Source organism: Buttiauxella sp. (assembly GCF_049686335.1).
Lineage (GTDB): Bacteria > Pseudomonadota > Gammaproteobacteria > Enterobacterales > Enterobacteriaceae > Buttiauxella.
Genome location: NZ_JBAVHX010000010.1, coordinates 619493 through 645137, shown reverse-complemented (window position 1 = coordinate 645137; position 25645 = coordinate 619493). Strand labels below are relative to the sequence as shown.

16 protein-coding genes are annotated in these 25645 nt (G+C 48.7%); 10 read left to right on the top strand and 6 right to left on the bottom strand.

What is annotated here, in order from left to right; all coding sequences use genetic code 11:
* Positions 1-124: 124 nt before the first annotated feature.
* Positions 125-8716 (top strand): GH36-type glycosyl hydrolase domain-containing protein, encoded by an 8592-nt coding sequence (locus WBL83_RS11770; protein ID WP_424589315.1) that lies wholly within the window; start codon positions 125-127, stop codon positions 8714-8716.
* Here the strand turns inward: WBL83_RS11770 and WBL83_RS11765 are convergent.
* The 5 genes from WBL83_RS11765 to WBL83_RS11745 form a co-directional block, all read right to left on the bottom strand.
* The gene (locus tag WBL83_RS11765; RefSeq protein WP_424589314.1) at positions 8711-10333 is read right to left on the bottom strand and encodes an ABC-F family ATP-binding cassette domain-containing protein; all 1623 of its coding nucleotides are present in this window, start codon (positions 10331-10333) and stop codon (positions 8711-8713) included. The genes WBL83_RS11770 and WBL83_RS11765 overlap by 6 nt on opposite strands.
* A gap of 279 nt (positions 10334-10612) precedes the next feature.
* The gene (locus WBL83_RS11760) at positions 10613-10747 is read right to left on the bottom strand and encodes a hypothetical protein (protein ID WP_424589313.1); all 135 of its coding nucleotides are present in this window, start codon (positions 10745-10747) and stop codon (positions 10613-10615) included.
* A 591-nt stretch (positions 10748-11338) separates the two neighbouring features.
* Positions 11339-11842, bottom strand: coding sequence for a ferritin-like domain-containing protein (locus tag WBL83_RS11755; RefSeq protein WP_424589312.1), 504 nt, complete (start codon positions 11840-11842; stop codon positions 11339-11341).
* A gap of 187 nt (positions 11843-12029) precedes the next feature.
* Positions 12030-12497 (bottom strand): DMT family transporter, encoded by a 468-nt coding sequence (locus WBL83_RS11750; RefSeq protein WP_424589311.1) that lies wholly within the window; start codon positions 12495-12497, stop codon positions 12030-12032.
* A gap of 9 nt (positions 12498-12506) precedes the next feature.
* The gene (locus WBL83_RS11745) at positions 12507-12941 is read right to left on the bottom strand and encodes a DMT family transporter (protein WP_424589310.1); all 435 of its coding nucleotides are present in this window, start codon (positions 12939-12941) and stop codon (positions 12507-12509) included.
* Between the two features lie 98 nt (positions 12942-13039).
* On the opposite strand from WBL83_RS11745, the gene WBL83_RS11740 reads away from it, so the two are divergent.
* Positions 13040-13975: a LysR substrate-binding domain-containing protein gene (locus WBL83_RS11740; protein WP_424589309.1), complete on the top strand. Its 936-nt coding sequence runs from the start codon at positions 13040-13042 to the stop codon at positions 13973-13975.
* 169 nt (positions 13976-14144) lie between these two features.
* On the opposite strand, the gene WBL83_RS11735 is transcribed toward WBL83_RS11740, so the two are convergent.
* Positions 14145-14807: a DUF1120 domain-containing protein gene (locus WBL83_RS11735; protein WP_424589308.1), complete on the bottom strand. Its 663-nt coding sequence runs from the start codon at positions 14805-14807 to the stop codon at positions 14145-14147.
* Positions 14808-15169: 362 nt separating this feature from the next.
* On the opposite strand from WBL83_RS11735, the gene WBL83_RS11730 reads away from it, so the two are divergent.
* From WBL83_RS11730 to WBL83_RS11695, 8 genes are all read left to right on the top strand, one after another.
* A complete protein-coding gene (locus WBL83_RS11730; RefSeq protein WP_424589307.1) occupies positions 15170-15526 on the top strand; it encodes a DUF1120 domain-containing protein in 357 nt (118 codons plus the stop codon).
* A gap of 567 nt (positions 15527-16093) precedes the next feature.
* Positions 16094-16783: a fimbria/pilus chaperone family protein gene (locus WBL83_RS11725; RefSeq protein ID WP_424589306.1), complete on the top strand. Its 690-nt coding sequence runs from the start codon at positions 16094-16096 to the stop codon at positions 16781-16783.
* 134 nt (positions 16784-16917) lie between these two features.
* Complete coding sequence (locus WBL83_RS11720; protein ID WP_424589305.1) at positions 16918-19440, top strand: fimbrial biogenesis usher protein; 2523 nt, start codon at positions 16918-16920, stop codon at positions 19438-19440.
* The gene (locus WBL83_RS11715; RefSeq protein ID WP_424589304.1) at positions 19440-20036 is read left to right on the top strand and encodes a hypothetical protein; all 597 of its coding nucleotides are present in this window, start codon (positions 19440-19442) and stop codon (positions 20034-20036) included. Before WBL83_RS11720 ends, WBL83_RS11715 begins: the two co-directional genes overlap by 1 nt.
* 45 nt (positions 20037-20081) lie before the next feature.
* Positions 20082-20714, top strand: a complete 633-nt coding sequence (locus WBL83_RS11710; RefSeq protein ID WP_424589303.1) for a DUF1120 domain-containing protein — start codon at positions 20082-20084, stop codon at positions 20712-20714.
* Positions 20715-20811: 97 nt separating this feature from the next.
* Positions 20812-23934, top strand: coding sequence for an autotransporter outer membrane beta-barrel domain-containing protein (locus tag WBL83_RS11705; RefSeq protein ID WP_424589302.1), 3123 nt, complete (start codon positions 20812-20814; stop codon positions 23932-23934).
* A gap of 261 nt (positions 23935-24195) precedes the next feature.
* Positions 24196-24450, top strand: a complete 255-nt coding sequence (locus tag WBL83_RS11700) for a hypothetical protein (protein ID WP_424589301.1) — start codon at positions 24196-24198, stop codon at positions 24448-24450.
* Between the two features lie 44 nt (positions 24451-24494).
* Positions 24495-25433 carry a LysR family transcriptional regulator gene (locus WBL83_RS11695; protein WP_424589300.1) on the top strand — a complete coding sequence of 313 codons (939 nt, stop codon included), beginning with the start codon at positions 24495-24497 and terminating at the stop codon, positions 25431-25433.
* Positions 25434-25645: the final 212 nt, after the last annotated feature.

Below are 25645 nucleotides of genomic sequence, written 5' to 3'. Positions count from 1 at the left end.
ATACTTTAGTGAAAAATATTGCAGCTGTTAAATCCCTGATGCCTGACACTCCATCCTGAGAGAACGTTTCTGATCTGATTGAACAACTGCTTCTGCGCGTCCACTTCGCCTGACGAGCACATTCATGAAATTAAATTTTAAACAGTGGTTTACCTCAAGTAAGCCACTGGATATTCATACTGAAACGCCTGGCTGGCAGCCCGCTGGACCTGCTAATGAAAGTCCAATAAAAGCGGAGCTTTTCTCTGCTGCGCAAATGGAACGTTATGGCCAAAAACTGGCGCGTTCCCATAAGTTATCGCCCGAGAAGATGCCGTATTACCTGCTTAAGCGTCTGGAAGATAACGAAGCGATCATTACTCACAACTGCTATCTGCTTAATGCCGGAGAGAAATCGGGCATTACCCCTGCGGGTGAGTGGTTGCTGGATAACTACTATTTGATTGAAGAGCAGATCCGTGTGGTGCGCCATCATCTGCCAAAAAACTTCGGCAAAGGCCTGCCGCCGCTGACTCCGCCACATAACTGCCCGCGTATTTATGATATTGCCTCCGAAGCTATTGCTCACGCTGATGGACGTTGGGATGCCACCAGCCTGACCAGCTATATTGCGGCTTATCAGCAGGTGACGCCTTTAACTCTGGGTGAGCTTTGGGCGCTCCCGGGGATGTTACGCCTGGCACTGATTGAAAATTTACGGCGTGTCAGTATCGAAGTCGCGGAAGCGCAAAAAGAACGGAATCTGGCGGATGTCTGGGTGACACGAATTTTTGAATGCGCCGAAAGCACGCCCGCAGATTTGATTATGGTGATTGCCGATATGGCGCGTTCCCGCCCGCCGCTGAGCAGTGCGTTTGTCGCAGAACTGGTGCGGCGATTACAGGGCCGCGGCAATATGCTCTCTTTGCCGCTGACCTGGGTCGAACAGCGACTTGCAGAAACCGGCGTCACCACCGATTACCTGATTCATCGCTTCAACCAACAGCTTGCCGCAAGCCAGCTTTCAGTCAGCAACAGCATCGCCGGTTTGCGGCTGCTCAGTGAAACGAACTGGGCCGATTTTGCCGAAGCCATGAGTCTGGTGGAACAAACGCTCCGCAAAGATCCTTCGGGAATTTACCCCGCGATGCATTTTGATACCCGCGACCACTACCGGCATATCATTGAGATCCTCGCGCGCCATAGTCGCTCCAGTGAGCCGGAGGTGGCACGCCACATCCTCGGAATGGCAAATGCGACGGACTCCGCATCGCCCGCGCACCATGTTGGCTATTACCTGATTGGTGAAGGGCGGGCAGAGCTTGAACAACAACTGGCGGCCAATACTTCGTGGTTCGTTCGCCTGCGTCATGCCTTTACTCAAACCCCCTTGCTGAGTTGGCTGGGAAGCCTGAGCCTGTTGACGACGGCACTCAGCGCCGACATTTTAGCGCGCACTCATGAACACGGGTTGGACTGGCCACTGTTGCTTCTGCTTTCTTTACCGCTGGTGGTGATCGTCAGCCAGTTCACCATCAACTTGCTCAACGAGACAACCACCCGTTTCCGCTCGCCAATGCCGTTGCCACGCATGGACTTCTCAAGCGGTATCCCCAATGAATTTTGCACTATGGTGGTGATCCCTTGCTTGCTCACCAGCCGGGCAGGTATCGATAAGCTGCTTAATAGCCTTGAGATTTGCTATCTCGGGAATAAAACCCCCAATCTCTACTTCGCGCTGCTGAGCGACTTTGCCGATTCGAAGGAGGAACATTCTCCAACCGACGGTGACCTCCTGCACTGGGCCGAAGCACAAATGCAGAATCTCAACCGCCGTTATGCGCCTGTTACGCAGCCGCTTTTCTTCCTGCTCCATCGCTCACGCCAGTGGAATGCGCAGCAGGGCGTGTGGATGGGATACGAGCGTAAACGCGGCAAACTGTCGATGTTGAACAGCTGGCTGCGTGAACCCGCGAATCAGTTCTCCGAAGTGCACAATAATGCCATTAGCCCACCGTGTGGGGTGAAATATGTGATTACGCTGGACAGCGATACGGTGCTGCCCCGCGATACGGCCCATAAACTGGTCGCGACCATGGCGCATCCGCTCAATCACCCGATTTACGATCCGCAAAAACAGCGTGTGGTAAAAGGTTACGGTATTTTGCAACCCGGGCTTGCGGAGGAAATTCCGCGTAACGGACAAGGGCGTTATGCGGCGATGTGCAGCAGCGTGCCGGGAAATGATCCCTATTCGATGATGTCGTCAGATATTTATCAAGATCTGTTTGGCGAAGGGTCGTTTGTCGGCAAAGGAATTTATGATGTCGATACCTTTGTGCAAGCCACGCAGAATACTTGTCCAGAAAACTTAGTTCTGAGCCATGATTTGCTGGAAGGGTGCTATGCCCGTTCGGGTTTGCTGAGTGAAGTCTTGCTCTATGAGCAATACCCGAATAATTATCTGACCGATGTGGCGCGGCGCACCCGCTGGATCCGTGGTGACTGGCAACTGCTTAACTGGCTGAAACCCAGAGTCAAAAAAGCGGACGGTACGCGTGATAAAAACCCGCTGACCACGCTTTCTCGTTGGAAGTTGTTCGATAACTTGCGACGCAGCCTGGTAGCTCCATCATTGCTGATGCTGATTTTTTGCACGCTTTTACTGGTGCCCAATCCTTATTACTGGATTGGTGTGCTGGCGTTTGTGCTGCTGCTCCCGACCGTACTGGTGATTACCCAGGATCTGTTTAACAAGCCTGCGCGCCGACCGTTTCTCCAGCATCTGATGTTGGTGGCTTCTGGCGGACTCAAACGCCTGATGCGCATTGGCCTCGGCTTTGCGACGCTTCCCCATGAAGCAAGTTATTCGTTGCAGGCCATCTTCGTGACGCTATGGCGTCTCGGGGTCAGTCATCGCAATCTTAATCAATGGGCCAGTTTTGACCAAAGTAGCGCGGGCAACAAAGCGTCTCCAGTGCGCTTATATCTGTCGATGTGGCTGAATGTGATAGCCGGCGTGGCGTTGATAGCACTCGCGGCATGGCTGGCGCCGATGCTGTTGTTCTTTGCATTGCCGATTGGTTTGCTGTGGTGCCTGGCACCGGCGTTGTTAAGCTGGTTAAGTCGGGAACCAAAACGTAACACTGTCACTTTTAGTGCGGTTCAAAAACGCCTGCTACGACAAAGTAGCCGCGAGATTTGGGCGTTTTTTGAAACGTTTGCCACCGCCAAAGAAAACTGGTTACCCCCGGATAACTTCCAGGAAATCCCCCAGCCGGTGATTGCCCATCGCACTTCGCCGACCAATATCGGCCTGTCGCTGATGGCCAATCTGACCGCATGGGATTTCGGCTACATCCCTCAAGGGGATATGTTGCAGCGCATCACGCTCACACTCGACACGCTGGACAAAATGGAGCATTTCCGTGGCCATTTGTATAACTGGTACGACACTCTCACCTTACAGCCCCTTAACCCGCGTTATATCTCGAGTGTGGATAGCGGCAATATGGCGGGGCATTTACTCACCCTGAGTGCCGGTTTAACTGAGCTGCGAAATCATCCGATTCTGGATTGTACTCACGTGCTGATGGGCATCGACGATACGCTGCACATTCTCGAAAAAACCTGGGGGCAGAGCGCGCCCACCTCGTTGCGCCAGTTGCGTAATCACTGCAATACTGCGCTGACGCTGAAACCGTCGTTACTGTTTGCTGAACTGAAAAATATGCGCGCCCAATGCAACCGCCTCCATGCACTTTGCAGCCATGAGAATGGGCAGGTGCGGCGTTGGGTAGATATGCTTCAGCATCAGTTAGTGCTTATCTGCCATGAATGGACCAATTACCTCAGCTGGCTTCCGACAAGTTGGGATAACAAACCGCTGCCAACGCTCTCGTGGCTTGCCCAGGCAAAACATACCGGTGAGGGCTCGCCATCAGAGTCGGCTATCCGCCAGGCGCGCACCCGTCTGGATATCATTACCGAACTGGAATTGCGTCTGCACGAACATGCGCGGATGGATTTTGTCTTCCTGTATAACGAAGTGACCAGTCTGCTCAGCGTCGGGTACAACTGCGATAATAACAAGCTCGACAACAGTCATTACGACTTGCTGCCATCGGAAATCCGACTCACCAGTTTCCTGGCGATTGCCACTAACCAGTTGCCGCTGAAAAGCTGGTTCGCGTTAGGGCGGTTGTTCACCACCATTGATAACGAAACCGCGCTGATGTCCTGGAGCGGCTCGATGTTTGAATACCTGATGCCGAACCTGGTGATGCCGACGTATCCCGGAAGTTTACTCGAGGAGATGAGCCAGTCGGCGGTAAAACGCCAGATTGACTGGAGCAAAGAGCGCGGTGTGCCGTGGGGAATTTCTGAGTCGGGATATTATTCGTTTGATGCGCTGCAAAATTATCAATATCACGCGTTTGGTGTGCCAGGACTCGGCCTGCGCCGTGGTCTGGCTGATGACATGGTCATTGCGCCCTATGCGACGATGATGGCACTGACGATTTCGCCATATAAAGCCTGTGAAAACCTGCTGAAACTGGAGAAAAGCGGCGCACGGGGCGAGTTCGGTTTTTATGAAGCGCTGGATTACACCCCGTCGCGTCTTGCCAGTGGGCAGATGTATGCGGTGGTTCGTTCGTGGATGGCTCACCATCAGGGAATGGCATTCCAGGCGCTATCCCATGTACTGCTTGGCGCACCGATGGTGGATCGCTTTATGTCCAGCCCGGCGTTTCAGTCGGCGCGTCTGTTATTACAAGAGCGTGTGCCAGATGCCGTTGAGCTTTACAGTCCGCGTCGCCACTTTGAATCCCATGAAGGGGTTCTGCAACCAGTCCAGTATGAAACCCGTGAGTTTACTGACGTTGACAGCCTGATACCGGAAATCCAGCTACTGTCGAACGCGGATTATCACCTGATGGTGAGCCAGTCCGGCGGCGGTTACAGTCGTTGGAAAGATTTGGCACTCACCCGCTGGCGTAGTGATGCGACATGCGATAACTGGGGCGCGTTTTGCTATATCAGCGATCCGGCGACCGATGAAGTGTGGAGCAATACCTGGCAGCCGCTGGGCGAACCCGTAACCCAGTACGACGCCATCTTTACCGATGCAGGGGCGGAATTCAAACTTGTGGCCGGAACCATCAATGTGAAAACGCAGATTGTGGTCTCGCCAGAAGATGATATTGAACTGCGTCGTGTGACGTTGCTGCATCGTGGACGCCAGCCGCGCACCATAGAATTGACGACTTACGCCGAAGTCGTACTCGCGCCTTTTGAGAGTGATTTAGCCCATCCGGCTTTCAGTAATCTCTTTATTCAGACCGAACTTCTCGCGCAGCAAAATGCCATTCTTTGCCACCGTCGCCCACGCGCACCGGATGATAATGGCCCGTGGATGTTCCATACCATGGTGGTGCATGGGCAATCGCAAAACAAAACAACTTTTGAAACCGACCGGGCAAAATTCCTTGGGCGCGGCAGAACGCCAGCGAATGCGCAGGCGATGCGTCAAAGCGGATCATTGAGCAACAGCGTCGGGCCGGTGCTGGATCCTATTCTTGCCATCCGTCAGTCGATTGTCCTGCAACCCGGCTTACCGGTTACCGTCGATATTATTTACGGCGTCACCGAGAGCCGTCAGCATAGCCAGGCATTAATCGAGAAATATCATGACCATCCGATAGCCGACCGCGTATTTGAACTGGCGTGGTCACATAGCCAGATTGTGTTGCGCCAGATTAACGCCAATGAAGATGATGCGACGCTGTTTAACCGTCTTGCCAGCGCGGTGCTGTTCCCTGGCCCTGAACTGCGTGCTGATGCCAAAACGCTTGCGCGTAATCGTCGCGGACAATCGGGCTTGTGGGGCTGGTCTATCTCGGGCGATTTGCCGATTGTTATCCTGAATGTCACCAGCGATGAAAGTATCTTGCTGATTACCACCATGATTCAGGCACACCATTACTGGCGACTCAAAGGGCTGGCGGTGGATCTGGTTATCCTCAATGACAGTCTCGGCGGCTACCAACAAGAGCTGCAGAATCAGATTATTGAGTTGATTGTGGCGGGGTCAGAAGCCAGCCAGATGGACAAACCTGGCGGCATATTTGTGCGCAATGGCGAACACATGTCGGCGGAAGACCGTCTGTTGTTGCTGAGTGTGGCGCAAATCGTACTTGATGACCGTTCTGGTGGCCTGAAAGAGCAGTTAAACCAACGGCTACAGGCCACTACCTCTTCGCAACTGGCCCTTGTCCCGCAAAGCGGGGTGCCGGCGAATCAACACGATCCGTGGCAGCCGGATACCAGTACGCTGGTCTATTTCAACGGGCGCGGCGGTTTCTCTGAAGATGGTCGCGAATATCAGATAACGCTTGATGAAAATGACAGGACACCTGCGCCTTGGGCCAACGTGCTGTCTAACGCCAGTTTCGGGACAGTGATTTCCGAAGCAGGGCAAGCTTATACCTGGTATGAAAACGCCCATGAATATCGCGTCACGCCGTGGGAAAACGATCCGATTAGCGACCGTTCCGGCGAAGCGTTTTATCTGCGTGATGAAGAAAGCGGCCTGGTGTGGTCCCCGACCACGCTTCCGGTATGTGGCGCGGGGCATTACCTTTCACGCCATGGTTTTGGCTACAGCGTTTTCGCCCATCGCGAAACCGGTATCGACACCGAACTCACGGTGTTGGTGGCGGAACATGCCCCGGTAAAAATAGCCATTCTGACGCTCAGTAATACGTCGGGGCGCACGCGTAAGATCTCCGTGACCGGTTATGTGGAGTGGACGCTGGGTGAATCCCGCAGTAAATCGGCGATGCATGTCATCACGCGCGCGTCCACGACCGGCAACGGTTGCGGCGTGCTGGCCAATAATTTCTACAGCAGCAACGGTTCAGAACGGACCGCTTTCTTTGCGGTAACCGGCGTGCATTGCTCGGTCACGGGGGACAGGCGTGAGTTTTTAGGACGCAACGGTTCGCAAAGTGACCCTGCGGCGATGAAGCTGCGCACTCTGTCTGATAAAACGGGCGCCGGGCTGGATCCGTGTGGTGCCGTGCAGTCAGCCACCACGCTGATTGATGGCGATCAGCGCAGTTTCATCTTTGTGCTGGGGATTGGGCAAAATCCGCAGGAAGCGGAAACGATGATTAACCAGTATATGAGCGAAGAGGCGGCTCGTGCGGAACTGGCCAATGTGCACCGTTACTGGCATCAGATGCTGGATAAAATCGTCGTTTCGACCCCTGATCCTGCGGTCAATTTACTGGCTAATGGCTGGTTGCTCTATCAGACCATCGCCTGTCGCATTATGGCCCGCAGTGGATATTACCAGTCCGGCGGAGCGTTTGGCTTCCGCGACCAGTTGCAGGATACCCTGGCGCTGAGTCATGCCGCGCCAGAAAGGTTGCGTGACCAGATTCTGCTTTGCGCATCACGCCAGTTTGTTGAAGGCGACGTGCAACACTGGTGGCATCCACCTTTGGGGAATGGTGTACGTACCCGTTGTTCGGATGATTATCTGTGGTTGCCGCTCGCTATCTGCCATTACGTTGAAACCTCGGGCGACATCGGTTTGCTTGAGCATCGTTTACCTTATCTTGAAGGACGCGAATTACTGGCGGGAGAAGAGTCGGCTTATGAACAACCGGTTATCAGCGCCCTTGAAGAGACGTTGTGGCAGCATGGGGTAAAAGCGATTCGACATGGTCTGCGTTTTGGCCAGCACGGTTTGCCATTAATGGGCGCGGGCGACTGGAACGACGGCATGAATCTGGTAGGGCTTGAAGGTAAGGGCGAGAGCGTGTGGCTCGGCTTCTTCCTCTACGATGTCTTGCAACGTTTTGCGGCGCTTGCCGCACAAATCAATGATGATGAAACCGCGACGTTATGTCGTGAAGAAGCCGCAAAATTGCAGAAAAACCTCGAGGCCAACGGTTGGGACGGCAGCTGGTATCGCCGTGGCTATTTTGATAGCGGGGAAGCGTTGGGTTCGCAAAATGCCAAAGAGTGCCAGATAGATGCCATTGCACAAAGCTGGTCAGTGCTATCCGGAGCGGGAAGTGCCGACCGTTGTACCCAGGCTATGCAAGCGCTGGATTCTCGTCTGGTTGATGCTGAGGCGGGATTAATTAAGTTACTCACCCCACCATTTAATGGGAATGGGCCTAATCCGGGTTATATCCAGGGCTACTTACCGGGTGTTCGTGAAAACGGCGGGCAATATACCCACGGTGCGATTTGGGCGGTGATGGCTTTCGCTCGCAGCGGCAATATCGAACGGGCCTGGCAGCTCTGGTCGATGATAAACCCAATCAATCACAGCCTGTCAGCAGATGCGGTGGAGCGCTATAAAGTCGAGCCGTATGTCATGACTGCGGACATTTATAGTGTGGCACCTCATACCGGTCGCGGTGGCTGGAGCTGGTATACCGGTTCCGCAGGTTGGGCCTATCGCTTAATAACCGAAACACTGTTGGGCATTGAGCGCCATGGCGACGCCATCACCGTTCATACTTTGTTGCCGCGTGACTGGCCATCTGTCAGCCTCGCTTATCAACATGGCAACAGTTACTACCGCATCAACGTTATGCGCAGCGAAGGGGCTTATCGTGTCGTGCTCAATGGCGCCGAACTCACAGGAGACCGCATCCCGCTGGTTGATGACGGCCAAAGCCACGAAGTCGAGATTTGGCTGGGGACGGTTTCATGACGGCCCCCAGGCCTGAAGCTGCCAGCCATTTTCGGTTATTGATAACCGATCGGTTAATTTCAGATTCTCCAGAAACACGGCATCGTGCGAAACCACCACTAAAGCACCCTGGTAACGACAAAGCATGGTTTCCAGCGCCTGAATAGAGGTTAGATCCAGGTGGTTACTGGGTTCATCGAGCAACAGGAGTTGTGGAACAGGATCGGCATACAGCACACAGGCTAACGCGGCTTTCAGGCGTTCGCCTCCGCTGAGCAACCCGCATGGGATCTGGATTTTGTCGGCATTAAGGCCCAGTTGCGCCAGCCGCATGCGTAAATCCGCTTCACCGGCGTTACAGTTGGCCTCACGCATCTGTTCCAGCACGGTACGCTGTGGACAGAGAGCGGAGAGATGTTGATCAAGCCAGGCGTGACTATGCGTGACGCGTGATTCCCCGGACAACGGTTTAAGTGTACCTGCCAGCACTTTAACGAATGTTGATTTTCCAGAGCCGTTATCTCCGACCACGCCGATGCGTTGCTGAGCAGTAATCGTCAGATTCAACGGCGTCGGGAAGTTAGCCACAAAGGGCAGTTGAACCTCGTTAAGCCCGGCAACCTGGCGCTTTGAGGGTGAAACAATCTCCAGACAGTGCAGCACGATCGTGGCATTTTCATCTACCTGAGACGCCGCTTCATGCACCCGCTTATCGAGTAGCAACTGCGCGGCGAGATGTTGCTGGTTCAGTTTCCCCGCCGAGGCTTCACTGCGTTGCTTCTGCCTGCCGAGCAAAATGTTGGCCTGATTGGCTTCTCGTCCTTGCCGGTTCCCCCTTGATTGCCGCTTCTCAAGGCGTTCCTTCTGCTCACGGAGGGCTTTTTGATCGCGCTGACGCTCACGTTTACGCTGTTCCAGCAGTTGCAGGGCGTTTTGCGTTTCTTGCGCCTTTTGCTGGGCGTAAAACGAATAGTTGCCGCCATAACTCTTCAAACCTGTCGGGGACAGTTCAACAATTCGCTGCATCGACTCCAGTAACTCGCGATCGTGGCTCACCACCAACAACCCGCCGGACCAGTGTTGTAACTGGTTAATCAGCGCCCGTCGCCAGCGGCTGTCGATGTGGTTAGTGGGCTCATCAAGAATGATAAAATCAGCCTCCGACAACCATGCGCCCGTGAGTGAGACACGCATCGCTTCACCGCCGCTTAACTGGCTGACCGGCGTTGATGCGTCCAGATGCCCAAGCCCGGCTCTTTCCAGCTCATGCTGCAATTGCTGACGAATATCCCATTGATGGCCAACGATATCGAAATCGAGCACAGAGACGCTGCCCATTTTGATGCGTTTAAGCGCATCAAGCGTGGCTTTAACTCCTGCAAGATCGGCAACGGTCGTGTGCAACGGATTGACAATCTGTTGGGCCAGATACCAGGTTGCACCAGAGCGGGTACTGCGCCCGGACGACGGAAGAAGTTGCCCGGCTAAAATCTGCGCGAGAACGCTCTTGCCCACGCCGTTTCGACCAACGAGGCCGGTACGACGAGTGTCAAAAGTTTCAGTGAGTGGTGAGAACAGCGGTGTGCCGTCAGGTAAGGTGAAATCAACGCATTCAAGCGCGATATAAGTATTCGTCATGGGGTACTCCACAGATGCCATAAATTGACCCGAACAAACGGGCAATAAAATTGGCCGTCAAGCAGACGGCAGCATCAATGGCGCATTGGCGTAATACCTATATAGAGAAGAGATGAAGTGAATCATTTTAAGCCAGGTTAGCCTAAAGTAAAACCCTGGACTTTGGAGGCATAGTCTGTGGTGTTCAGGCTGGTGGGGAAACGGGTGGCGGAATGCAAGATATACCAACAGGAGCAGCCCGTAGACTACTCCTGAGGTTTTTATGATGACGCTGAATTTTTACTCTCTTGGATCAATAACTTCGGGGTCTTCAGGGTCAACGGGATCAATCACATCGGGTGTATCTGGAATAGTATCTCCAGGTAGCGGTTCATCAACCGGTACCGGATCAACCAGGTCGGGACGATCAGACATAAAACCTCCAACGGATCAATTCAGACGAAAAAAGCCGACAACAATTACTTTTGGTTTTGTTTTGGTTTTTTCTCGTCTTTTTGCGGTGCTTTTTCAGGTGTTTTTGATTGTTCTTTAGAGACGTTCATTAGTATTTTTTTCATGGGTGACTCCAATAGGGTATACAGCGATTTGCTGTAACTTAAGTATAGTTTTTTCTGATGATACGGCGAGCGAAGCGGTATAAGTCTGCGAGGTTGTTTGCGGTAAATATTCAGCAACTTCAACAGGCTGTAGGGGTTATTTAATTAAATAAAAAATGAAGAAAATTTATTTGCATTCCTTTTTGAATTAATTCCCATGTTTATTTAAATGTCGGGTGTGACTGGCAATCAGAATTGGTTTAAAAAACCATAGAATCAGAAATAATATATTTCAAATAGAAGTGTTTTTTGCAATGCAAATAAGTTTACTCATATTTACGAAATGTCAGTAAAGCAGGGCGTTTGTATGAGTCATTCCACTGGAGTGTAAAGTCTGCTCCATCGCGATGCCTGGGATTCTGGCATGGCAACGGAGCCGCATTACTAAAATTATCCTGACTCACTTTCATTAACTGGCGCTTTTCTCAGCATCTGGATTGACTGTGGATTCCGCAATGGTACTGAGTTTGCTGTCTGCTGCTTTCTCTTCCTCCAGCGTTTCGCCTAGCAGAGACTTCGCGCTCGAATACCCCAGTTGCTGAGCCAGAGTGCACAACGTACCGTAAGCGGCAATTTCGTAATGCTCCACTTTTTGCGCAGCGGCAATAAGCCCTGCGTCACGAACCGCTCCTTCACTGATACTCTCAATGACTTCCGCGCCTTCTTCGATTAAGCCTTCCATTGCGACACATTTAATTCTGGCTAATTTCAGTCCGTTAATACTATCAACGACCTGGTCGATACGTTCGATTTGCCCACGAGTTTCTTCAAGATGGTTTTTGAATGCTTCTGCCAAAGAAGGGTCATGAGCTGCGCGGGCGAGTTTTGGCAATGCACGAATTAATTGTTTCTCTGCACTGTAGGTATCTGAAAGCAAATGTTTGAATAGTTCTTCAAGTGTTTTGATCTGCATATATGCTTCTCCAAAAAATCAGGTTAAATGATTTAGAAAAATAAACCATGACTGTTAAGGATAGTCCCCGCGAGCGGGGATGAATTTAAATATTTCCCATCACAGTATTTAATTCATTAAAATCCGAACTTTATGGGGATTTATTTGAGTGATGTCGATTGATAACACCACCAATATGAGCAGACATTTACGTTTCAGTCGCGAGTTCAGTACTGGCTTTGCTACTGGAGTAAATAAAGTAAAGCGCTATTCCCAGGCAGATGACGGCACCAAGGCGAGTCATGGAGAAGGGGATCGCTTCATTACCCAGCCAGCCAAAATTATCAATCAGCATACTCATCGCCAGCTGACCAAAAATAACCGCCACCGTCGCGACAGCAGCACCGATACGCTGAACCGCCACTACCATAATGACGATGTAAGGCACGCCACAAAATGCGCCAAGCAGCTGCCATTTCGGTACGTCCAGCAAAGTCAGAGCGTGCTTTTGTTCGAAGAAGAAAATGAGAAGTGCCGTGACCAGAGCGCCTACTGAGAACGTCAGAAAAGCACAGCGGAAAACGCCAACGCAGCTACCCAGCTTGCCACCGATGGCGGCCTGCATGCTAAGAACCGCACCGCCGATAACCGCCAGAAAAATCATCAATATATCCATAAATACTCCTTAACCTCTGGACACGAGGAACAGGGCTGCAACAATAAAAATCAGAGCCACAATACGTTTATTGTCTATTTTCCGATGCGGAGTACCGAACAGGCCATAATGGTCAATCACCAGGCTTTTGAATACTTGCCCCGCCAGAATGCCGATCATGGTCATCGCAATACCGATAATGGGTACGGCAATGGTCAGGATGACTACGTACACCGGCCCCAAAATGCCACCCAACAGAGTCCATGACGGCTGAGCAAAGAAAGAAGGGCTGTTTCGTGGGCTAAAGAACAACATCAACAGGAATGTCAGTGCCGCCCCAACCCCGAAAATACTGAACGTTGCCCATAAATCGCCGACCTGGCTCCCCAATGGCCCTAGTAATCCGGCTTCTACGGATAACCCCATCCCGCCAGCAACGACGAGTAATATAAGTAAAAGCTGCATACCAACACTCTCCTGTGAATCAGGCGGGAGATGGTATAGCAGCAGTGAATAATGAAAAACGGTATAATCCAGGAAACACCTTTGCAGGAATCGAGATAATGTATGAACCAGGCGCCATAAATTTTCGCGCACTGTTATTTTTCATCGGTGTCTTTGATGAACAGAACTTTTCCGCCGTGGCCAGGCGGGAAGGTGTCTCAGCATCAATGGTCTCGCGCGTAATACTGCAACTGGAAGATACGCTGGGTCAGCAGCTTTTTTATCGCAACACCCGGGCTGTTATTCCGACAGAAGCGGGGAGGTTATTCATTGAGTATGCCCGCACCATGACGGAACAACTCAGTGAGGCTCACACAGAAATGCTGGAGCGGTCCCTCGAGCCGGCAGGGTTGATAAGGATTAACGCGCCGGTGTTTTTCGGGCAGCGCCATATCGCACCGTGGCTACCTGAATTATCAGACAGGTATCCGCGATTATTGCTTGAACTGACGCAAACGGATGACTATATCAATCCACATCGCGAAGCATCGGATATCATTTTTAGAATTGGCACGCTGACGGATTCCTCCTTCCATGCGCGTATATTCGGCACGCAGCGGTATCACCTGGCGGCTTCACCGGGCTATATCAAAAAATATGGAACACCAGAATTACCTGCGGATCTGAATCATCATAAATGTCTGGTTTATAAAGGGTCGTCAGGCCCTAATCGATGGCTATTCAAAGAACCCGGTGGCAGTTGGATTCACTATCCGGTTACTGGGTTACTGACATCGAACAACGCGGAATCATTGCTAACCAGCGCATTAGGCGGGATGGGAATGGTGCTATTTCCGGACTGGCTGATAGGCGACAGTATTAAGAAAGGCGACCTGGTCAGATTGATGGGAAGATATGTGGCAGCGATTAATACAGAACCACAGCACATCGCCGCCATTTATCCCAATGTTCGACATCCTCCGCTCAATGTACGCGCAGTTATTGATTACTTCGTGGAGGTTTATGGTACGCCACTTTATTGGCAATTTGATTGAAGCACAGAGCCAGGATGAGCCTGTAACTTTAGCCACTTGAAGACAAGCGTGACAAAAATAATGATTTGATAAGGGCCATTCTTAAAGGCACACAGCGTATCGCACAAAAAAGCCTGGTCAGATTATCTGACCAGGCTTTTTAGGAAACGCCTATTACGTGTTGATTTTATTACATGTAATCAAAATTCAATGTGGCATTACCGTCCAGGTTCTGGACCTCAGTAACCGTTTTCATATCATTTGCAAGGTTTATGTTGTCAATAAAAACTTCAAAAGATGCATTGGTAAATGCCTTGGGAACAAGCTGACCAACGTCTGCAAAAGACGCTATGTCAGTAGTTTCGGCAGGCCACACGCTTGTAATATACGTATTAATAAAAGTACTGCCGCCATTGGCGCTCTCAATCAGTTGGGCGGGATTGCCGTCAAGAGTCAGGTTCCCAAATCGTAAGGCATAAGCACCAATTGGCTTATCGTCAAGGGTTTTTCCTAAACCAAAATCTGCAGCGGCTGGCCAGCCTGTCAGACCCGGCACAGAGGTGCCTTTACGGTTATCGACAACAGTGAAAGACATCTTCATTGGGCCTGTACAGGCAATATCCAACACAATAGATTTGTCATCCAAACGTAAAGCACCTGTAGCAGCAAATTGACTGGTAGATGTCGCACCATAATCGACTAATCCATCATTGGGAAACGTAGGGGTACAGGCCGCTGGGGTAATGGTACCTTTGACCTGTAACGTTGCGCTTGGGTTGGCGGCCATAACGTTACTTGCGCTCACTAATAGAGCGGCAACTACTGATGCTTTAAAGATAGTTAAGTGTTTCATATATTTTTACCTGACTGATAGTATTGATGACATTAAGAAATTATATCTAAACTGCTTGAATTAGATTGGCATCAGTATCGGCCTAACATCGCTGCAACGCTATTTAATAAATAGATAAGTATTTTTTCGTTTTAGGGAATTCCTGAAACCAAAACAGGCGCTAAGATTATAATTAATTCATTAATTTTTCATTTAATTCGATTCATCAAATACTTCAGGGTAAGATTTAACTTATTAAACACTAATTATGGCTCCCCAGCTTTGAGAGAAAAAATGAAGCAGAACAATATGTTTACGTTAACTTCTCTCGCTGCACTATTGTTCGTCGCGGGTACGGAAGTTGCAGCAGGCCGACAGCGACTTTGCAAGTTACGGGTACGATTACACCAGCGGCCTGTACACCTACGCAGGGCAACGGCGGTACTGTCGATTTTGGTACCACATCAACCTCAGAAATTATTGATACCAAAATCGAACTTGAGAACAAGTCTGTCGCGCTAAACGTTGTATGTACCGGGGCAACGAAACTTTCTTTTAACGTTGTCGATAATCGTGCCGGCACCGTAGTCGCTAACCTCACTAATTTCCCCGCGGGTCTGGCTGATTTTGGCCCTGGGAAAACGAATGATGATAAAGATATGGGGCTTACGTTATTTACCCGCAAAATCCAGTTATTGACGGTGTGGCGGGTAAAATCCTTGGTTCGGCAGACAAAATGAGCTGGCATACTACCGGCATTGAGGTTATTAGCACCAGTATCAGTGGTGGTTCAGATACTAATATTTCAGTTACAACTTCAGAAGGAACCGCTCCCGTTGGACTTAAACAGTTTCCCATCCCTTGATGGAGAAATGAAAAATATCACTCAATTGCAAGCTTTGGATGGTAACGCCACCCCTAATTTCGATTATTTTTAGTCATTCATGCGGTATGTAATGAACTTGATTTCAGACATATCCCGCCTGATTTACGTCTCCTCCAGACACACGCGTAGCGCCGTATCTTTCTGTTTTTAATGATTATGAAAGGGGCTAACAGCAACAAGTAAGTATGAAATAAATCATTAAGTATTCTTAATGTCCTTGCTCCACTATTATACATCTCGTCAATGTGTGGCAAGGAATGTTAATTAGACAATCAGTTCTTAACCTTTAAGTGAGCATCTATGACGTGCTATTCATAAATGGAATTTACTCTTATCAACGACTCGCTCGGTGTCTATTTATAGACTCCGCAGTTATTAAGTTTTATTTCTAAATAGCGATACGAAATTCAAGGTAATTAATATGAAATATTCATCTGTAATGATTGCATCTCTGCTTTCAATGACTGGTTTTGTACATGCAAGCGGCATGGTGCCTGCTACATCCGCTTTATTAGTGAATGAAGCAGACGGCGGGGCCAGTATTAGCGTCAAAAACACCGATGCTAAAGCCGCATTGTTATATACCACCGTGAAAGAAGTTGACGAAAAAGATAAAAGCAGCGTGCGCCTTATTGCTACACAGCCGATTAGCCGACTTGAAGCCGGCCAAACACAGAAGGTTCGCTTTGTACTTAATACCACTGCGCCGCTAACGGTAGAGCATTATAAACGCGTCTCCTTTGAAGGTATTCCTCAGACTAAGGCGCCTGGTAAAATGCAGATAACAGCAACCATTCGCCAGACTCTGCCCGTCATTATCCATCCAAAAGGTCTGGCCGTGTCCACCGAACCATGGACCAAGCTTGAGTGGGCTGTGAGCGGCAAAAAAGTCACTGTTAAAAACCCAAGCCCATACGTTGTACGCTTGTCGTCAGAAGTGACAATGATGCCTTCAAAAGCAGCGGGTAAATTGCCTAAAACCTGGATTTTGCCAGGAGAGACCCTGCAAATTGATTTGAACTCTGCCAGCAGCGATAAACAGTTGCAAATTTCTCCGGTCTCTCGTTTTGGTCTTGACGCGGGTGTCTATACCGCGAATGTGAAAAGTTAATTATTGAAATTACCTTTCTAAGTTTTATTCAATATCTTCGAGTTGTCATTATTTTCTCGTTGCGTGTTAACGTCATCTTATTGTGAGGTGGCGTTAATTTGGTGCTACAGAATTATAATTATTGTGAATCCGAAATGTTTAAAAGAAATCTGATAAGCACCATTCTATTGCTTACGTTACCCCTTATTTCTGCGTCCGCAGTGGCTGTGGAAAGTGGTAATAATAGCTCAACAGGGAATTCGGATAGTAATAATAATGCTGTGCCTACACCTGCCGACGGAAAAGATGTGCAATTCGACCTTGAAACACTGAAGTCGCGTGGTATCGATCCTTCACTTGCCAATTATTTCTCGGAACAGGCAAAATTTATCGAAGGGGACAAAGCTGTCACGGTATCCGTTAACGGGCATGCGAAAGGCAGTATTCCGGTGCGTTTTAACAATAAAGGGCAGGCGTGTCTTAGCGAAGGGTTTCTAAAAGCCGCCGGGTTAAAAATCCCTGACACCAGCGATGCCACTGACGGCTGTTACGATTATGCAAAAGCCTACCCAGGTACGGTATTAACTCTGATACCCAATGAGGAACGGGTGGATATTGTTACACCGCCGGATGCCATCGCCCCGCTTGCGGAGCAAGGTGTAGAAAATGCACTAACGGGGGGAACGGCTGCGTTACTGAATTACTCAATGTTCACCAGTAGTAACGAATTTGAAGGCGGGAAAAGCACCTATTCTCAGGGGTCGTTTGAAACAGGTTTTAACTTTCACGACTGGCTAATTCGCAGCAGTAATATGGTCACTCAGAGTGATGGGGTCTTCAGCCATAACTCGCTGTATACCTATGCCCAGCACACGCTGACGGATTACAAAAAAGTCCTTCAGGTTGGTGAAATCAACATCAATAACAGTCTGTTTAGTGGTGATGCTATTAGTGGCGTGCAACTGTTCCCTGAAGCCGCACTGGATATAAACAACAATAACAACGTTGTGGTCACCGGTATCGCTCAAACCCCCCAGGCACGTGTAGAAGTTCGCCAGTCTGGTTCATTAATTTACTCAACTCTGGTGCCTGCAGGCCCGTTCACATTAACCAATATTCCGATCATCAGCGGCAACATAGATTTGGATGTGAAAGTGGTAGAAACCAGCGGCTCTATCAACACCTTTCGCGTGCCAGCACAGTCTTTTGGCGGTAGTGGAATACCCGCTGCGCAAGGGCTGTCGATGGCAATGGGGCGAACGCGAGATACCGAAAGTCCGTATGGTGATCCCTGGCTTGCCACGGTTTCCGACGGCTGGGCATTAACCCGTAATATGAATTTGAGTGCCGGTGCTCTGGCGGCGGATCAATATAATTCCCTGGCAAGTGGGCTTGATATTGCCGTCAGTAAAGATCTTACCTTCGGCGCAAAGGTGCTTACCTCATCAGATAAACGCAGTGGCAATAAAGGGCAGCAGCTTCAAATGTCTGCCAATTACCGCGCCCCCTGGTCGTTGACCTTTGGTGCTTCGGCCACGCAAAACAGTCGTGGTTTCCGTACGCTGTCTGACTCTTTAAGAGATGAAGAAGATTCGGGCCTCAATAAAAGTGATTACAGCCTGAATGTTGGTTGGTCGGAAACGACCCTTGGGAGCTTCTCTCTCGGCCTGACGAAGTCAGAAGGGTTCGACAAAGACGATAACTCATCGCGCATTAGCGCTTCCTGGGGGCGGCACTTTAAATATGCCCTGGTTAACGTGAGCTGGCAGCATGAGTTGGACAGTGATTCGGGAAAACATCATCACGAGGATGGATATGACGGTGACTATTCAAACTTTAATAATGATGGTGATACCTGGTATGTCAACGTCAGTATTCCTTTCGGTGGCCAGACGGTAAATACCTACGTCCGTAATGATGGCGATAGCACCACTTATGGCGCACAGACCAGCGGCAACATATCGAAAGACACTTCTTACAATATTACGGCAGAAAGTGGCCAAAACGAAAGTGACCGGAATATTTATGCCGGCATCAACAGCAATTTGCATTACACCCGTGTGGGTCTGAATGCGGGAACTAACGGCGACAAATCCAGAAATTATTCTGCCTCTTTAGATGGTGCGATTGTTGCTCATAGCCATGGTGTTACTTTCTCACCTTATGCCGTAGACGATACCTTTGCTATTGCCTCTTTGTCGGAAGAAGTGGCGGGTGTGGAAATAGGGACGTCGCAAGGCCCGGTATGGACAGACAAATGGGGGCAGGCGGTTATCCCTTCACTCACCCCTTATAAAGACTCTGTGGTGACGGTCAATACCGAAACATTGCCGAAAAATCTCGATGTTGTGAACGGCTATAAATCAGTGAACGCCGGTCATGGCTCGGTACCAAAAATGCAATTTGGTGCGGCTAGTGTGAGACGTCTCATGCTGGCAACCACGATGCCTGATGGCAAACCCATCGAAAAAGGCGTGGCGATATTTGATGACAAAGGACAGTACGTCACGACTGCGGTAGATGATGGCGTTGTCTTCCTCGATAACGCAGCCGAGCAGACCCATCTTATTGCTCAACTGGATGAAAGCCATCGCTGCCGAATTAACTTCAAAGCGAATGAAAAAACAGATCTTGATAATTTCTATGAAAATGTCACGGCCAAATGTGAGCCAATGTAATGAACAAATATTACCAACCGGATATAAAGCCAATGAACAAAGTCATAATTAAAGCAGCTCAGGGGCTGGTTGTCGGCATCGCATTATTATGTGGAACGGCTCATGCCTCGATTGACGATTGTAATCTGGCTATTTCACAGATGCAGATAGACTATGGGAAACTCAACAAAGCCTCACAGTCTTTTCAAACGACTTCTCAGGGTGATATGACGGTACTTGATAAAAGAACGTTATCAGTCATGGTTTCGTGCAACCGCCCCGAATCTATAAAATTGCAGTTTTCAGGAATCAAAACCAGCGGGCAGCAATTTGCCTTTGGACAGGACGGTGGCGTTAAAATTACGTTGAGAAATGCGACTATGGACAGTAAATCTGCACAGTTGCGTAATATTACACCGGGAGCGACAGACGTTTCTCTGCAAAATTCGCAAGTGATAAAGCCTGATACCATTATCTCTCCAGACGTGAATAGCAGCGACACTGGAGTGTCTTTTGCCGCAATGATAGATGTTGAGCCGGTTGTCAAAGATAGTGCTTTTAATATGCAGGATGCCCAACAGCTAGTGACGCAAATGGAAATCTCCCTTGTGGAATAACCCCTTTATTTTAACACTTGCAATATAGACAATTTGGTATCGCATATGAAACATGTATCTTTTTATATTAAAATTATTATGTTAATGATTATCTCAGCCAATGCTGTAGCAGCAACATCTGCTGTATTAATCATTAAGGCTGAAACTGTTCCTCCAGCTTGTACCGCCATATTGAGCGATGGGGGCGAAATCAATTTTGGAACCATCAGTGCCGGTCAGCTCTCTGAGAGCCAGTCAGTGGCGCTGGCTCCTAAGCGTATTCAACTGACTATTAGTTGTGATTCAGCAGCAAAACTAAATGTCACTTTTGACGATAACCGCCGGGACTCATCGGATGATGTGGCCTCTCATTATGGGCTGGGTAAAGCGCTCAATGATGCGAAAATCGGTTATTACACACTGACCGCGCCGTCGGTTGCTGCAGGAAGCCAACAGGCGAGCCTGCTGAGTAGCACCGACACGGTAAACTGGACTACAGAGAGTAGTGACGCAAATATTGAAAATAATAATACCGGGATGCTTCGTCACTATTCCATAGGTTCATCTGGGATTCCCGTAGGTGCCAACAGTTTTAATTTTGATATTGAAGTAACGCCTACTATATCTCCCGAGATGAGAAATATCACTGAAGCCACACAACTGGATGGCAGCACAACAATAAATATTGATTACCTGTAAAAGATCCAAAACAAAAATTAATTATTAAGTAGTCCGGCTGTGCTGGGAGTGTAGATACTTATTTTCCATGGATTAATAAAATCAAGGATTAGATGCGATGAGCCTTAAATACTCTAAAATAGCGCAGGGTTGTTTATTTGCTTTTTCTGCGGGTAGTTTACCTTCCCTCGCTTTTGCAGATTCTCCATGGAAAGTCACAGACGGAACGCATGTGACAGTGACCAGTGGCTATGATAGCACTGCCGCTGGCGATTATCCGCTTTATGCTGAAGGGAATGGCAGCGTGCTGGAATCCATCGATGGATTAACTTTTAGCACCCATGGCGATTATCTTTATGGTGCTTCAGTAAAAAATGGCGGAGCTATTGTTTTAAATAACGCCCAGATCTCTACTCAGGGTAGCAGTGCCCATGCGGTAAATGTTTATAACGGCCAGTTCACGATGGATAAAGGCAGTATTATCGTTGAAGGTTATTACTCGTCAGGAATAAACGCCAGCCAGAACTCAGACATTACATTAAGTGGGCTCGATATAGCCGCGAAAGGCGATAATACTAATGCAATAAAAATCACTGAAGGAATGTTGAATGCAAGTGATATCAATATTATGGCTTCGGGAAAATCAAGCCAGGGCATTGTTCTGGCTTATGGCTCCGTTGGGCAAGTAGAGGCAATCCTCGAAAACGTCAGTGTTGTTTTAAGCGGTAAAGGCACCGAAGCGGCCATCATGTTAGGAAACGGCACGCTTGTCGGCAATAACGTCACGATTTCTACCTCGGATAAAAACAAAGGAATCGATCTCTACAACGGCGGAACAGATCGCGGGCATTTAACACTCACTGACAGCTTTATCACCTCTGAAAATGGTCACGCCGTCTATGTGATGAACGGAGATGCAACGCTGGTCAATACGGCGATCGGCACTGACAACGGTTTCGGGGTGAATGTCAACAAAGGGGGGACGGTCACGCTGAATGGCGGGAGTGTAACTACCCAGGGTGATAATGCTTTTGGCACCTGGCTTGCGACAGGAACTTCTTTGTTGGAAGTGGACGGTACGTCTTTTATTACCTATGGCAACAATGCCATTGCCGTTGATGCTCAGTACGGCCAGGCGTCCCTAAAAAATACCGATATCAAAACCACTGGTACTAACGCCTACGGCTTATATAGCGAGAATTTGGCCCATGCTGAAAACCTGAATGTTGAGACGGTTGGAGAGGGGGCCATCGCGGTGTTTGCCGCAGGTGGCGGGAAGATTACATTGAATAACGCCACGCTTTCTACGCAAGGCGAGAGTGCCACGGGGATTCTGACTTACTCTGGCTCGACAATAGAAGCCACAGATATCTCATTAACGACAAAAGGCACCAACAGCCCTGCATTGTGGGTAAACGACGGCACTCTGTCCGTCAGCAACAGCGAGATTTTAACCACCGGTGAAAATGGCGCTGGTCTGCTGGTATCAGGCGATCGAAGCGGCGTTGGCAGCACCATCGTGCTGGATAACGTCTCGTTAACGTCGCAAAACGCTGGCGCAATCCTCACCCGTGGCGCGGCAGTAGACATTTCCCTGCTCAATGGTACACAACTGATTGCTGGCAATGGCATTCTGCTTGATGACGTTGCTACCCAAGGTTATCCGAAGGATGTGACACTCACCGCGCAAACAAACGTTACCCTGCAAGGTGATATTCGTGCGGCGACAGAAAATAACGTTCACGCTGCGTTGTTGGAATCTTCAAACCTAACCGGTGCTATTAACGGAACTGACCAACTAAGCATCGACAATAGCAGCCAGTGGTTTCTGACCAGTTCGTCATCAGTCGGTGCGTTTAGCCATGAGGGGACAGTTGAGTTTCAGCATAGCGACGACAGCTTCCATACCCTGATGATGACCTCCCTGAGTGGGAACGGTAATTTTTTGATTAATACAGACCTTGCGGCACAGCAGGGTGATTTAATCGTGGTAGACGGGCAGGCCAGCGGCGATCACTGGTTAGGCATAAAAAACAGCGGCAAAGATCCGGATAAAAGTAGCGATGTTTTAACTGTAGTGGATACACAAGGGGGTGATGCCTCCTTTAGCCTGCAAGGGGACGTTGTCGATGTGGGCACCTATCAATACGAGTTACAGCATCGTGGCGACGATTGGGTATTGGCGCAGAAAGATAAAGCTGAACCTGATGTCCCGGATGACACACCTGTTCCTGATGTCCCGGACGACACACCTGTTCCTGATGTTCCGGATGACACACCTGTTCCTGATGTCCCTGACGACAATATCCCAGATAATATTGTACCCGTACTGACACCTACTGCCAGCACGGCAATCGGCATGTTTAACACGTTACCGACAGTCTGGAACGGCGAATTGGCCACTCTGAGAACGCGCATGGGTGAAGTGCGTGAGGGTAATCAGCAGGGAGATGCCTGGGTTCGGCTGTTAGGGAATCAGTATGACGTCACTGCCACTCAGAATATTGGCTATGAACAGACGCAATCAGGGATCTCTGTTGGGGTAGATGCCATTCGCGAGACACAATACGGGCAATTCATTGGCGGGATATTTACAGGCTACAGCTATAGCGATGTGGACTTTGATAACAGCAGTACAGGTTCTGTCGATAGTTTCTTTATCGGAGGGTATGCCACGTGGTTGCTGAACTCCGGCTGGTTTGTCGATGCCGTTGCTAAGGCAAATAATTTCAGCAGCTCTGCCGATGCCCGTATGAGTGATGGAACTTATACGACAGGTAGCTACAGTACGCCAGGTTTTGGTCTCTCACTTGAAGTTGGGCGACAGTTCACGTTTGAGAATGGCTGGTTTGTCGAACCCTCGGTGTTGGCTTCGGCACTGTGGATTAAAGGCGAATCTTACGAGTACGACAATGGGCTGGAAGCTAAGAGTAGCCAAATCACGTCAAAACAACTTGCCCTGAATGGCGTGGTTGGGAAATCCGTGACACTCGAAAACGGCGTCAAACTACAGCCCTGGATCCGTGTCGGGATGTATCAGGAGCTGGCGGACAACAATGACGTAAGCATTAATGGTAATGATTTTACCAATGACATGTCGGGGACTCGTGGAGAATATGGTGTGGGCATCTCGGCTCAGATAACGCCGGCTCTTCAAGTTTATACTGATGCGCGTTATAGCAAGGGTAGCAATATTGAATCTCCCTGGGGAGCAAACCTTGGAGTGAGATGGCGTTGGTAATGGTTTACCTCCTTTTGGCTTGAGATGAGGGACAGCGTACGACCACGAAAACATGTTGGTTAAATTTTGCAACCCCTTCTTTTTTGAGGGGTTTCTTACTGATTACCGAATAATCAGCTAAGGTTTTAATGAGGTCATTGGTTTTGGTAGTGTCTGGTCAAGCATCAATAAAACTAAATAAATCGTTTTGTTTATTTCATAAATATTTAAGAGTAACTTTCTCATAATCTTATCTTCTACCCACTAATTCACAGGTGCGAAATGAAATATTTTGATGAATGGCCTCAATGTAAAGCATGGTTGACTAATATCCTTAATAACAGTGGATTATGCACTGAAGAGGAGATAAGTGATTACGTAAATAAAAATAAACCGTTGCAATTTCCTTGTATCGCTTACGTTGACGCCAACGAAACGTTTCAATTCGATGATCACATTGTGTATATTTATAAAGACCAAATCGATGAATGGTCTGCGTTAATGACAGCTCCTTCAGACGATGAAACTTTTACATAAACACAGTCTGGATGATGAATCCTTCTGTAAATTAGGGTGAAAAAATGAACGATCTTGAACCGACCGACCGCGCAAGTGGGAAAGGTAAACGAATAGATTTAAATTTACTGATTTTCTTTGATGCCGTCTATCAGACGGGAAGCGTTAAGCTGGCAGCATCGTTACTCAATTGTAGTTCGCCCAATGTCAGTCAGTCATTGCAGCGTCTGCGTGACCTGATCGGCGACCCTTTATTTATCCGTAATGGGCAAAAGCTGAGTGCAACAACGGTAGCAATCAGGCTGCACGAAGAAACTAAAAACAGCCTCCATGAACTACAATATTCGTTTGAAAACTTTAGCGAAAAGAGTAAAAGAAAACTCATCATCGAATGCATGCCTTACTTCTCTATAAAACTCATTCCGTTGATTACATCTTTTTTAGAAACGAAAAATATTGATTGTGAAATTCTTAACCTCGAACATAGCACAACAGAATCAACGTTCGGCGAGCGTCTGTCGTTAAAAAAAGTGGATATTATTTTTGGCGTAAACGCTGATTTAGGTTTATCCAGAGAGAAATTTTGCATCACCACAGGTACCGGGATATTGGTGTGCAGAAAGAACCATCCACGTCTTGATAAGTCTTATGTTTACGGCACAGATCCTTCAGAAAATGTAGCTAAGATACTTACAGATATCGGCGTGATAAAAAAAATGCGTACATTAAACGCCGACTTTTTCCAAAATTCATTCTGTTCATTACAGGCGAAGTCATTTTTATCAATATGTTCACATATTGCCGTATCGAATTCTGTTGCAATAATCCCACGTTCATTTTATGAGCAGTTTAAAGATGTTTTTAATCTTAAGTCATTAGAGACTAACCTGGACATGCCAGTTTACTCAGAATATATGTATTTTAATAAGACCACCAGCGATAAAGTTCTGTATCTTGAACTCTTCAATTATATTAAAGATAATTATGATAATCCTTTGTATTAAATGATTTGATGGCTATCTATTTTTGTAGTCCCCAAAAAGGGCTAATTATTAATGTAAATGACGGCTTCTATCAGCGCGTGAGCAAGACAGTTCCTGCATAAAAAGCCTTATGAATATCATCAGGCTTTTTTAAGCGACAGATGAAGGCGCTGGCCGTTTTAAGAGTGCCCAGCCTGGAAAACGAACCTGAATGCCAGCGTGTTATCCGTTTT